We start from the raw sequence: 12,477 nt of genomic DNA, 5'->3' as shown, positions 1-12,477 counted from the left end.
TCACCACCCCGACTCCTGGTGAGCCATCCGGCGGGGCACGTTCTCCGTGGCACCGGTGATGGAGGAGATGATCTGTTCCTGAGACGCGGTGTTCACGTCGTAGAACCCGTTGTTGCGCCCCAGCCGCAGCACGGCGGCCCGGTCCGCGAGGGCTTTGACGTCTCCCAGGTTGTGGCTGATGAGCAGCACGCCCAGACCGCGGTCGCGCAGCCGGTCCACGAGGTCCAGGACCTCGGCGGTCTGCTCGATCCCCAGCGCGGCGGTCGGTTCGTCCAGCAGCAGGACCCGCGGTTCACCGAGGAGGGAGCGCGCGATGGCGACGGTCTGCCGCTGGCCGCTGGACAGGGAGACGACGGGGCCGCGCAGATCGGGGATGCCCCGGGTCAGCCGTTCCAGCAGGCGTCTGCTGCGGCGTTCCATCTCCACCTCGTCGAGGAATCCGAACCTGCGGATCTCCCGGCCGAGGAAGAGATTGCCGACGACGTCGAGGTTCCCGCACAGCGCCAGGTCCTGGTAGACGGTGGCGATACCCAGGGCTCGGGCGTCATGGGGACGTCTGATGTTGACAGGGCGGCCCTCCCACTCGATGGTGCCCCTGTCCGCGGGGGCGACGCCGGACATCACTTTGACCAGGGTGGACTTGCCGGCCCCGTTGTCGCCCATGAGAGCGAGGACCTGGCCGGCGTGGATCTCCAGCTCGATGTCGGTCAGGACATCCACGACACCGAAGCGCTTGCACACGCCGTGGAGCGCCAGCAAGGGGGGAGCCGGCACGAGAACCATCTCCTTCCCGGGGCACGGCTACGGTCGGGGAACCGCGCTGTCAGGTGAGCCCGGCCTTCTTGCAGGCGGCCGCGAGCCGGGGGGTGCAGATCTGCCGGACCGAGTACACGCCGTCCTTCACCAGGGTGTTCTTGATGTTGGAGGCGATCACGGACACGGGGGTGAGCATGACGGCCGGCACCTCCGTCCCGCTGCGGGTCCTCACCTTGCTCGTGGCGATCCGGTCGAGGCTGTCACCGCGGGCCGCGGCCACGGCCATGGCGGCGGCGGAGGAGGCCTCGGGTGTGAACGGCTTGTAGACCGTCTCGTACTGATCACCCTTGACGATACGGCGCACGGCGGCAAGTTCGGCGTCCTGGCCGGTGACGGGGGGCAGCGGGTGGACCTTGTTCGCCTTGAGCGCGGAGATGCTCCCGCCGGCGAGGCCGTCGTTGGCGGCGTAGACCCCCTGGATGTCGTCGGCGCCGAGTGCGGCGATGGCGCCGCTCATGTTCATGTTGGCCACCTCGGGCCGCCACTGGAGCGTGTCGTACGACTTGCCGATCTTCACCTTCCCTCTGAGCACCGACAGAGCGCCCTCCTTGAACGCCACGGCGTTGGGGTCGGCGAGATCGCCGTTCATCATGACGATCTGGCCGCCGTGCGCCTTGTCGCCCATGGCCTGCAACAGCGATCGGCCCTGGAGCCTGCCGACCTCCTTTCCGTCGAAGGAGACGTACCCCGAGATCGGGCCTTCGGCGAGCCGGTCGTAGGCGATGACCGGGATGCCCGCCTCATGCGCCTTCTGGACCGAGGGGCGCATCGACCTGGCGTCCACGGGCACGAGCAGGATGGCGTCGACCCCCTCGGTGATCATCGAGTCCATCTGCTCCTGCTGGATGGCCACGTCGTTCTTGGCGTTGGCGTGCTCGATCACGCAGTCGTGGCACAGGTCCTTGATCGTCTTCTCGAGCAGGGGCCGGTCCTGGGTCTCCCAGCGCGCGGTGGTGGCGTCCGGCAGCAGGACACCGATCTTCGGCGAGTTTCCGCTGGCCGAGGCTTTCCCGGCGTCCGTTCCGCAGGCCGCTACGGCAAACATCGCCGAGACGACGGCCATCGCCATGGCCGCGTTCCCCATGAAGGTCTTCATCGGAGAGACCTCTCTGAACGGGCTGGCCGCGAGGACGACCACGTCGTCAGTGTGACACCGGCCGCAGTGATCTGCGAACCCGGCCGGCACGCCGTCGACCTGTCCGGTTCGTCCGCATATGCGATTCTTGTCTAAGGCCCTCATCACACCCTGTCGGCACCTCGGCCTGGACGGGAGGTGGGTGCGGACATGCCTCATGACGGCAGTGCCCGGGCCGGTGTCGCACAGCTGCGGGCAACCGACGCCGACCCCGCCGGTACCGGCCCGCCGCCGGTGCCCGAGGCCACCGCGAGTGTGCGCGTACTGACGTACGCCGGAGCGGCGCTTGCAGCGGTCTACGTGCTCGGTGCCGGGTCGGAAGAGCTTCTGCTGGTGGAGACCGCCGGCCGGCCCGCTTCCGAGTACGGGCTGCCCGAGCGCCTGGTCCTCTCCGGTGGCTCACCCGCGGCCCAGGCCCTGCGCACCGGCCGTCCCCTGTGGCTGAATCCCACGGCACTCGCCTCCTTCTCCGACGGCGGCCCGACCGCGCCGCGCGCCGAGACGTCGCTGGGCGCACTGCCGCTGCGCGCGGAGGGCCGGCGGCTGGGCTGCCTCGTCGCCGTGGGCATGTGCCCGGACGGCTTCGAGCCCGAGCAGCAGCGCTTCCTGGAGGGGTACGCCGACGCGGTCGCAGGCCGGCTCAAGACGTCGGTCGGGGGCACCACGCCCGCTCCGCTGGGTCCCGCGCTGCGGCAGCTGCGTGTGGGCTCCTTCGCCCTGGTGCCGGACACCGGCCTGATCGATGCGGACGAGGCCCTCCTCGATCTGGTCGGCATCACGCCGGACGAGTTCGACGGCAAGGCGGACACCCTGCTCGCACACACCCTCCCGGAGGACATGCACGCACTGATGTCGGTCCTGGAGCCGTCCGCCCATGCGCTCGGTGGCCGGGTGCTGGAGTTCCGGGTCCGCCGCCCCACCGGTGAGATGCGCTGGCTGAGCCTGAGCTGCCGGGTGCTCCCCGGCGGCGACGACCGGCCCGACCAGGTGCTGGGTGTGGTGACGGCGACCTCGGTCCTGCCCCGGAGCACCGACGACGTCTCCAGGATCCAGTGGCTGACCGCCGCACTCGACGACGCCACCACGGTCGCCGACGTCAGCCAGGTGGTGGTCACCGCCCTACGGGAGCCGCTCGGCGCCGACCGCGTCGCGCTCGCCGAGCTGCAGGACGACCGGCTCATGGTCACCGTGCTCGACCCGCCGGAGCCCGGCGCCTGGCCCGAGGCGTGGCGCACCGAGTGGCGCTCGCAGTGGCCCGACGCACCCGTCAGCGCGCTGCCCACCCTGCGGCTGGCGCTGCGGGACGGGCGCATGGACCTGTGGCCCGCCGGCACAGCCCTCGAACCCGGACTCAACGGCATCGGTCCCGGAGGTCTCGCCGTCCTGCCGCTGCCCGCCAAGGGCCGGCCGGCGGGCCTGTGCCTGATCGGCTGGGACCGGCCGCACGAGTTCGCCCCCGAGGAACGCTCCCTGCTGACCGCCACCGCGGCGCTGGTCGGGCAGGCCCTCAAGCGTGCCCACGCACACGACGCCGAGCAGGAACTCGCCACGATGCTGCAGCGCAGCCTGCTGCCCCGGCGCCTGCCCGAACTGTCCGGCGGGACGGCCGTCGCCCGTTATCTGCCGGCCCGGCGCGGGCTGCAGGTGGGCGGCGACTGGTACGACGTCATCGCCCTCTCCGAGGACCGGGTGGCACTGGTCATCGGAGACGTGCAGGGGCACAGCGCAGGCGCGGCGACGATCATGGGGCAGATGCGCACCGCGGTCAGGGCGTACGCGGTGGAGGGCCACCCGCCCGACGTGGTCGTCTCCCACGCCAACCGGCTGCTCGTCGGCATGGAGACCGACCTGTTCGCCACCTGCTGCTACGCCGAACTGGACATGGAGCAGGGCAACACCCTGTTCGTCCGCGCCGGACATCTCGCACCGCTGGTACGGCATCCCGACGGCAGCACCGAGGAGGTGCAGGTCGAGGGCTCGCTCCCGCTGGGCATCTCCGCGGAGGCGGAGTTCCCCATGACGTCGGTCGCACTGGCCCCCGGCACGCTGCTCGCCCTGGTCACCGACGGTCTGGTCGAGGCCGCCGACCTGCCCCTGGACGAGGGCATGCTGCGCACCCGCGCCGCGCTCGCCGCCGCCGACCCCTCGGACCCGGGCCGGGTGGCCGACGAGCTGCTCGGTGACGTCGGCCGCCGTGAGGACGACGTGGCGCTGTTGCTGCTGCGCTACGACGGCATGAAGACCCGGCCGATACGGGCCGGTTGGGCGGTGTGGCGGCTGCCGGACGCCGTCATGCACGCCCGCCGTTTCACCTCGCGCACGCTGCGCCGCTGGCACATCGAGCAGGTCGCCGACTCGGTGCTGCTGGTCGTCTCCGAACTCGTCACCAACGCCCTGGTGCACACCCAGGGGACGGTCCACGTCGACCTGACGCTCCGCGGGGACCGGGTGCGGGTCTGTGTGAGCGACTCCTCCCCACGCTCGCCCGCCAAGCCGGTGATCGTGGACTGGGAGTCGACCGGCGGCCGCGGTCTGATGCTGGTGGAGGCGATGTCGGAGTCGTTCGGCTCGATGCCGGTCGCCAGCGGCAAGCAGGTGTGGAGCGAGATCGTCGTACCGCCGCCCGATCCGGATCGCCCGCGCCCCGGGCTCTGGACGGACCAGGAGGATCTGCCGTGAGAGCCCGAATCCGGCACGTCGTCGCGGTGCTCGTCGCACCGCTCCTGGCGCTGCCCGTGGCCGCCTGCACGGGCAAGGACAAGACGGGCGCGGACGGTTTCACCGTCGGCGTGCTGCTCCCGAGCCGCACACTGCCTCGCTGGGAGACCTTCGACAAGCCGCTGATCGAGAAGCGGCTGAAGAGTCTGTGTCCCCGGTGCGACCTGGAGTACGCCAACGCGGACAACGACGTGACGAGACAGCAACAACAGATGAACTCCATGGTCCTGAAGGGGGTCAGGGTCCTGATCATCGATGCCACGGACACCAAGGCGCTCCGCTCCTCGATCCAGCAGGCGCACGCGTCGGGCGTCCCGGTCGTCGCCTACGACCGGCTGGCCGAGGGGCCGATCTCGGGCTACGTCACTTTCGACGGCGCGAAGGTCGGCAAGCTGCAGGCCGAGGCACTCCTCAAGGCCATGGGCGACAAGGCGAACGGCGGCAACGTCGTCATGATGAACGGTGATCCGACCAACCCGAACGCGGCATGGTTCAGGGCGGGGGCGCTGTCCGTCCTTACCGGCAAGGTGAACATCCGCCGGTCGTACGACACACCGGGCTGGAGCACGGACACCGCCCACAACAACATGTCCGCCGCCATCGCCGCCCTGGGCCCGGGGCGGATCGACGGCGTCCTCGCGGCCAACGACTCGCTGGCGGCCGGTGTCATCTCCGCCCTCAAGAGCGCTCAGGTGCGCAAACTCCCTCCCGTCACCGGCCAGGACGCCGACCTCGAAGCCGTACAGCGCATCATCAAGGGCGAACAGCTCATGACGGTCTACAAGCCCTTCCCGTCGGAAGCCGGGGAGGCCGCCGCCATGGCCGTGGCCCTCGGGCGCGGCAAGAGTGTGCGCGACATCGCCACGACGACGGTCGACAGCCCCACCACCAAGAACATCCCGACCGTCCTGCTCACTCCCAAGGCAGTGACCGTCGCCGACATCCGGCGCACCCTCATCAAGGACCGCCTCTACACCATCGAGCAGCTCTGCACCCCGGCGCTCCGCCGCGCATGCGACAAGGCCGGCCTGGGAACAGAGGGCTGACCGCTCCCTCGGCCTCGTCCCGCATCCGACGGTGTTCGCGGCGCCGCGCGCAGCGGCGAACTGCCCGGCGCACATGTGATGTTCACCCGCGCAGACTTGGTCAGTTGATTGTAAAGAACCTTGACAGTCAATTGGTCTAGTCCAACTATGGACCCGGTTCGACCTCACGCACATCCGTCCTCGCGGTCTTCCCGCTGTCCCCGCCTGCTCACTTCGCCATGGGAGCGTCAATGCGACGAACCGGTCCTGTTCATGCGCTGCTGTCCGGCATGACCGCAACTTCCCTGTCGGCCATGCTGGTTGTCCTCGGGGGAGGCGGCGCACACGCCTCGTCGCAGCTGTCCCCGCACCACGCCCGGCCCATGCCCGCACACGTGGCGGCCCCGTACCTGGAGACGTGGACCGGCGAGAGTCCGTCGGCGCTCGCCACGGAGTCGGGCAACAAGTACCTCACGATGGCCTTCCTCCAGACGCCCGCCGCGGGCTCCTGCGCGACGTACTGGAACGGCGACACGACCCAGCCGATCTCCCCGTCGGTCTTCGGCGCCGACATCGCCGCGATCCAGGCCCGCGGCGGCAATGTCATCCCCTCCTTCGGCGGCTACGGTGCCGACACCACCGGCACCGAACTCGCCGACAGCTGCACGAGCGTCGACGCGATCGCCGCGGTGTACGAGAGCCTCGTCAGGACCTACGGCATCACCCGCATCGACCTCGATGTGGAGGCCGACTCCATCACCGACACCGCCGGTGTCGACCGCCGCAACAAGGCCGTCGCCAGAGCCGAACGCTGGGCCGAACGCACCGGCCACAGCCTGCAGTTCTCCTACACCCTGCCGACGACGACCACCGGCCTCGCGCCCAGCGGCGTGGCCCTGCTGCAGAACGCCGTCGACAACCACGCCCGGGTGGACGTCGTGAACATCATGACGTTCGACTACTACGACGGCGCCACCCATGACATGGCGGCCGACACCGAGACCGCCGCCGCCGGCCTGTACGGCCAACTGGCCGCCCTCCACCCGAAGAAGAGCCCGGCCAAGCTGTGGGGCATGGTCGGCGTCACCGAGATGCCCGGGGTCGACGACTACGGCGCCGAGGAGACCTTCACCACGCAGAACGCGGCCACGGTCGAGAGGTGGGCCGAGGCCAAGGGGATCGACACCCTCTCCTTCTGGGCCCTGCAACGCGACAACGGCGGCTGCGTGGGCACCGCCGGCGCCAACTCCTGCTCCGGAATCGCCCAGGACACCTGGCAGTTCAGCCACACCTTCGAACCGTTCACCCGGGGCCACCACGTCCACTGACGACCGGTCCGCAGGGCGTCGGCCGAGCCGCCCCGACCGGCTCGGTGCCTCCGGGTACATGACCTGGGGGCACCGGACCGGCGCGATCACGCCCTGCGCTGCTGTCGGATCGGCTCTCCCACCCGGTGCATGTGTGCCAGGGCCTCGCGGTAGGACCGGATCAGCCCCGTCTCGTGGTACGGCACCCCGATCTCGGCGCAGTACTCCCGCACGATCACCTGAGCCCGCCGCAGGTGGACCGTGGGCATGCTCGGGAACAGATGGTGCTCGATCTGGTAGTTGAGCCCACCCAGCATCACGTCCGTGAACCGGCCGCCGCGCACGTTGCGGGACGTCAGCACCTGGCGGCGCAGGAAGTCGAGCCGCTGCGGACCGGTGATCGTGGGCATGCCCTTGTGATTGGGGGCGAAGGTACAGCCCAGGTAGACGCCGAACAGACACTGGTTCACGGCGAGGAACGCCACCGCCTTCCCCGGTGAGAGCACCAGGAACAGGGCGGTGAGCAGACCCGCGATGTGCAGCAGGAGCAGAGCCGCCTCGAGCCGCCGGTTCCTCATGGACGGCGAGCGCAGCGCCCGCAGGCTCGCGACGTGCAGATTGAAGCCCTCCAGAGTCAGCAGCGGGAAGAACAGCAGCGCCTGGTGACCACCGAGGAGACGGGCCACGCCGCTGCTCGCGCGGGCCTGCTCGGTGGACCACACCAGGATGTCCGGGGCGACATCGGGGTCCAGCTCCTCATGATTGGGATTGGCGTGGTGGCGGGTGTGCTTGTTCATCCACCAGCCGTAACTCATGCCTATGCCGAGGTTGCCGAACAGCCGTCCCCAGATCTCGCTGTGCCGGCGCCGCCGGAAGACCTGCCGGTGTGCCAGGTCGTGCGCCACCAGGGCGACCTGCCCGAACATCACGGCCAGGAACGCGGCCACGGCCAGTTGCCACCAGGTGTCGCCGAGCGCGAAGAAGGCTCCCCAGCCCGCGACGAACAGCCCGACCACGAGACCGAGCCGTACCGTGTAGTAACCGGGGCGCCGCTTCAGCAGACCGGCTTCGCCTATGCGCTGGGACAGTCTCGCGAAGTCGCTGCCGGCGCCGGGGTCGGGCGTGCCGGCACACGCGTCGGCGGCCCGGGTCGCCACGGAGGCATCAGGGGAAATCGTCATGCCGAAAATTCTGGGGACGGCCCACGGCCCGAAGAAGCCTGCCAGCCACCCGGTGGATACGAGGGCTGCCCCACCCGGCCTCCGGGGGTTTTCCCCCGTACGCGCCGCCACCCCGGCTCCTGCAGCGGCGAGCGGCTGATCACCGACCGCGCGTGTGCACCTCTACATGGCGTGCTGTCTGCTTCATCCCGTTAAGATGCATTTTGTGATCAGGTCGGGACGGCTCCAGCGTCGCCCTCCACTGGGCGGCCGACGGGACCCCGTGATGCTGTCACCGGTGATCCTGACGCTCCTCATCGCCGGCCTGGCCTTCGCCACACCGAGGGAGATCGCCTTCAGCCGCCTCCTGCCCGCAGCACCCGCCCTCGCGGCCGCGTTGTGGACCGTCGTGCCGACGATCCTGCTGGGGGCGTTCTGCCTGCTGATCATGATCGGGCTCAGCCTCGTCTACTCCGACCTGGGGACGCCGTACACGGGTGCCGCGATCGTCGCGGTCACCTTGGCGGCCGCCTACGCCAGCCATCTGCGACTCGAACGCGAGGAGATGCTCTTCCAGGTCCGGCTCGTCGCGGACGCGGCCCAGAAAGTGCTGCTCCGCCCGCTGCCGCGCCGTATCCAGGACGTCGAGATCGAGTCGCTGTACCTGGCGGCCCAGGAGCAGGCCCGGATCGGCGGCGACTTCTACGAGGCGGCCGACACCCCGTACGGGGTCCGGCTCCTCATCGGTGACGTGCGCGGCAAGGGACTGCAGGCGGTGGGAGCGGCCTCGGCGGTGATCAACTGCTTCAGGGAGAACGCGTACGACCAGCCCGACCTGAGGAGCATCATCCGCCGCCTGGAAGCCAGCATCGCCCGGCACAGCCTCGCCTCCCCCGCCCCGGACCAGCCCGAGCACTTCGCCACCGCGCTGATCGCCGAGATCCCGTACGGCGGCGGGCAGGTCAGAATTCTCAACTGCGGGCACCCGCCACCCCTGCTCGTGCAGCGCGGGGAGGTCCACGTCCTCGAGTCGAGCATGCCCTCGCCGCCCCTCAACCTCGCGACGCTCCTCGACGAGCACTACATCGGCGACCACTACATCGTTGACACCGTCAACTTCTCCGACGGCGACCAGCTGCTTCTCTACACGGACGGCGTAACGGAGACCAGGGACCGCGACGGCACGTTCTTCCCCCTGCCGGACTGGATGCGGAAGCTCGGCCCGGCGCCGCCCCGTGAGCTGCTGGACCGGCTTCACCGGGATCTGCTCCACTACAGCGGCGGACGGCTCGACGACGACATCGCGGCCCTCGCCGTACGCTGCCGGACCCCACCGGGCGAGGAGCGGCCCGCGTAGAACGGACGCTGCCGCGGTGTTAGAAAAGGGGCATGAGCGGACGCTCCCGCCGGCCACGGGGGAGAACGGCGCCGCCGCACGGCCCGGGGCGGTCGTCCGATCCGCCCCGCCGTACCCGTCGTGGCCGCACCGGCCCCTGGCCGTCGCACGGACGACGCCTTTGGCCGTCCCTGAGTGTGCGCACGCTCGCCGCGCAGGTCTTCCTGCTGCAGGCCCTCATCATGCTGCTGCTGGTCGCGGTGGCCGCGGCCGCACTGGTGGTGCAGGGGCGGTACGACGCCGAGCGCAACGCCAAGGACCGTTCACTGGCCGCGGCGGAGGCGTTCGCGCACGCACCCGGCACGGTACTCGCGCTGCAGTCACCGGATCCGTCGGCACGGCTGCAGGCTCCGGCGGAGCGGGCGATGCTGGGATCCGGCGTCGACTTCGTCACCGTCCTGGATGAACGCGGGGTCCGGCTCACCGACCCCGACCCCGCCCTGATCGGCACGAAGGCACAGGGCGTCGGCCGAGCCGCCGCGGGGGAGACGTTCACGGAGACCTTCCACGGCCGGCCGACCGACGCCGTGCGCGCGGTCGTCCCCGTGACGGATGCGAGCAGACGCGTGATCGGCATGGTCAGCGCCGGCATCCAGTACGAGACCCTGGGCCACGTGCTGAGCCAGCAGCTTCCACTGCTGCTCGGCGCGGCGGCGGGGGCACTCGTTCTCGCGACCGGCGGTGCGGCTCTCGTCAGCAGGCGGCTGCTGCGGCAGACCCACGGACTCGGCCCCGCCGAGATGACCCAGATGTACGAGCACCACGACGCCGTGCTGCACGCCGTGCGCGAGGGAGTCGTCATCGTCGGCGGTGACGGGCGACTGCTGCTCGCCAACGACGAGGCGCACCGGCTGCTGGACCTGCCCGAGGACGCCGACCAGCGGCACGTGACGGACCTGGGGCTGGGGTCCGGCCTGAGGCGCCTGCTGGCGTCGGGCGAGGCCGTCTCCGACGAGGTGATGCCGGCCGGGGACCGGCTGCTGGCGGTGAACACGCGGCACATCGCACCGTACGACGGCGCGCAGGGCCTGGTGGCCACCTTCCGGGACACCACGGAGCTGAGAGCCCTGTCCGGGCAGGCCGAGGTGGCGCGGGGCCGGCTGTCGTTCCTGTACGAGGCCGGCACGCGGATCGGCACCACACTCGACGTACGGCGCACGGCCGAGGAGCTCTCGGAGGTGGCGGTCCCGCGCATGGCCGACGTCGTCACCGTGGAGCTCCTCGAGTCCGTGCTGCGCGGCGAGGAACCCACCGGTGCCGTACTGCGCATGCGGCGCACCGCGCTCAGCGAATCACGGGCCGGACATCCGTTGCAGCCGGTGGGAGACCTGATCCGGTTCGTGGTGGCGGACACACCGATGGTGGCCGCGCTGCAGCGCGGCAAGGCCGTCCTGGTGCGCGACCTGCACACCGCCCAGGACTGGCGGGCCCAGGATCCGGAAGGAGCACGACGGGCCCTCGAGTACGGCATCCACTCACTGGTCACGGTCCCTCTGCGGGCCCGGGGGACCGTCCTCGGCATGGCCAACTTCTGGCGCGGCGCCGGCTCCGCCCGGTTCGAGGAGGAGGACGTCGCCGTGGCCGAGGAACTGGTCGCCCGGGCGGCCGTCGCGATCGACAACGCGCGCCGGTACGCCCGCGAGCACGCCATGGCCGTGACACTCCAGCGCAGCCTGCTGCCCCTGGACCTGCCGCACCAGGACGCACTGGAGATCGCCTCCCGCTACCTGCCGGCGCAGTCCGGTGTGGGCGGCGACTGGTTCGACGTCATCCCCCTGCCCGGCTTCCGGGTGGCGCTGACCGTCGGCGACGTCGTCGGGCACGGGCTGCACGCCGCCGTGACCATGGCACGCCTGCGGACCGCCGTGCTGAACTTCTCCTCCCTGGATCTGGCCCCGGACGAACTGCTGAGCCGTCTCGACGAGATGGTGACCCGGCTGGACACCCAGACGGCGAACGCCGACGACGACCGTGCACCGCTCACCGGCGCCACCTGCCTCTACGCCATCTACGACCCGGTCGGCGGGCGCTGCACCGTCGCCCGGGCCGGCCACCTCGCACCGGCCGTGGTCGACGAACACGGCACGGTCACCATGCCCGCCCTCCCCCTGTCGCCGCCCCTGGGGGTGGGTGGACACCCCTTCGAGGCAGGCGAGCTGGCCCTGTCGGAGGGCAGCCGGCTGGTCCTGTTCACGGACGGCCTGATCGAGAACCGGTCCCGGGACGTCGACGAGGGCCTGGGCCTGCTCCGCTCGACCATCGCCCACGCGGACCGGACACCTGAGGAGACCTGCCGCGCCCTCATGGAGGCACTGCTGCCCGAGAAACCGGGTGATGACGTGGCGCTGCTCGTCGCCCGGACCCGGCTGCTCGACCCGTCCCAGGTCGCGACCTGGGACGTGCCCTCCGACACGCAGGCCGTGTCCCGGGTGCGTACGGACGTCAGCCGCCGCCTGGACGACTGGGGACTGCAGGAGTCGGCGTTCGGCACGGAACTGATCCTCAGCGAGCTCCTCACCAACGCGATCCGGTACGGCGCTCCGCCCGTGCGGGTCAGGATCCTGCTGGGCAGCACCCTGGTCTGCGAGGTGTCGGACGGCAGCAACACCTCACCCCGGCTGCGGCGTGCGGCCACCACCGACGAAGGCGGCCGCGGCCTGTTCCTGGTCTCCCAGTTCGCGGACCGCTGGGGCACCCGCTACGCGGCGCAGGGCAAGGTCATCTGGGCCGAGCAGACCCTGAACCACAGCCGGGAACCGGACCCGGCGGCCCTGTTCGACGCCGTGGCGTGGTGATCGCGACCTTCGCCGCCTGCCCCCGTCCCGCGTTCCGTACGGCCGACAACACACCCCCGCCCAGGTCATTGCAGGATCATGAACAATCCTCATCTTTCTGTGGACTCCTCGGCACGGCGCTCCTA

General features: G+C 70.7%; 8 protein-coding genes. 5 read left to right on the top strand and 3 right to left on the bottom strand.

What is annotated here, in order from left to right:
- The gene (locus AC07DS_RS26910; RefSeq protein WP_479149245.1) at positions 1-783 is read right to left on the bottom strand and encodes an ATP-binding cassette domain-containing protein; all 783 of its coding nucleotides are present in this window, start codon (positions 781-783) and stop codon (positions 1-3) included.
- Positions 784-823: 40 nt separating this feature from the next.
- Positions 824-1,912: a substrate-binding domain-containing protein gene (locus tag AC07DS_RS26905; RefSeq protein ID WP_479149244.1), complete on the bottom strand. Its 1,089-nt coding sequence runs from the start codon at positions 1,910-1,912 to the stop codon at positions 824-826.
- Between the two features lie 189 nt (positions 1,913-2,101).
- Between AC07DS_RS26905 and AC07DS_RS26900 the strand changes: the two genes are divergently transcribed.
- The 3 genes from AC07DS_RS26900 (at position 2,102) to AC07DS_RS26890 (ending at position 7,022) form a co-directional block, all read left to right on the top strand.
- Entirely contained in the window at positions 2,102-4,630 is a 2,529-nt protein-coding gene (locus AC07DS_RS26900; protein WP_479149242.1) for a SpoIIE family protein phosphatase, read from the top strand.
- A complete protein-coding gene (locus tag AC07DS_RS26895) occupies positions 4,627-5,715 on the top strand; it encodes a sugar ABC transporter substrate-binding protein (RefSeq protein WP_479149240.1) in 1,089 nt (362 codons plus the stop codon). Before AC07DS_RS26900 ends, AC07DS_RS26895 begins: the two co-directional genes overlap by 4 nt.
- A 269-nt stretch (positions 5,716-5,984) precedes the next feature.
- The gene (locus AC07DS_RS26890; RefSeq protein WP_479149238.1) at positions 5,985-7,022 is read left to right on the top strand and encodes a chitinase; all 1,038 of its coding nucleotides are present in this window, start codon (positions 5,985-5,987) and stop codon (positions 7,020-7,022) included.
- Positions 7,023-7,108: 86 nt separating this feature from the next.
- Here the strand turns inward: AC07DS_RS26890 and AC07DS_RS26885 are convergent, their stop codons facing one another.
- Complete coding sequence (locus AC07DS_RS26885; protein ID WP_479149236.1) at positions 7,109-8,182, bottom strand: fatty acid desaturase family protein; 1,074 nt, start codon at positions 8,180-8,182, stop codon at positions 7,109-7,111.
- Between the two features lie 205 nt (positions 8,183-8,387).
- Here AC07DS_RS26885 and AC07DS_RS26880 point away from each other — a divergent pair, with 205 nt between their 5' ends.
- Both AC07DS_RS26880 and AC07DS_RS26875 read left to right on the top strand, forming a co-directional pair.
- Positions 8,388-9,518: a PP2C family protein-serine/threonine phosphatase gene (locus AC07DS_RS26880; protein WP_479149235.1), complete on the top strand. Its 1,131-nt coding sequence runs from the start codon at positions 8,388-8,390 to the stop codon at positions 9,516-9,518.
- Positions 9,519-9,550: 32 nt separating this feature from the next.
- Positions 9,551-12,352 (top strand): SpoIIE family protein phosphatase, encoded by a 2,802-nt coding sequence (locus AC07DS_RS26875; RefSeq protein WP_479149233.1) that lies wholly within the window; start codon positions 9,551-9,553, stop codon positions 12,350-12,352.
- Positions 12,353-12,477: the final 125 nt, after the last annotated feature.

The sequence above is a fragment of the Streptomyces sp. NPDC044064 genome (assembly GCF_056434245.1).
Note: the sequence above shows the minus strand (reverse complement) of the source record. Positions and strands in the feature narration are given on the sequence as shown.

Coding starts and splice junctions, on each gene's coding strand:
- AC07DS_RS26890 (WP_479149238.1), top strand. CDS start 5,985: ATGACCGCAACTTCCCTGTCGGCCATGCTGGTTGTCCTCGGGGGAGGC.
- AC07DS_RS26875 (WP_479149233.1), top strand. CDS start 9,551: ATGAGCGGACGCTCCCGCCGGCCACGGGGGAGAACGGCGCCGCCGCAC.
- AC07DS_RS26910 (WP_479149245.1), bottom strand. CDS start 783: ATGGTTCTCGTGCCGGCTCCCCCCTTGCTGGCGCTCCACGGCGTGTGC.
- AC07DS_RS26900 (WP_479149242.1), top strand. CDS start 2,102: ATGCCTCATGACGGCAGTGCCCGGGCCGGTGTCGCACAGCTGCGGGCA.
- AC07DS_RS26905 (WP_479149244.1), bottom strand. CDS start 1,912: ATGAAGACCTTCATGGGGAACGCGGCCATGGCGATGGCCGTCGTCTCG.
- AC07DS_RS26885 (WP_479149236.1), bottom strand. CDS start 8,182: ATGACGATTTCCCCTGATGCCTCCGTGGCGACCCGGGCCGCCGACGCG.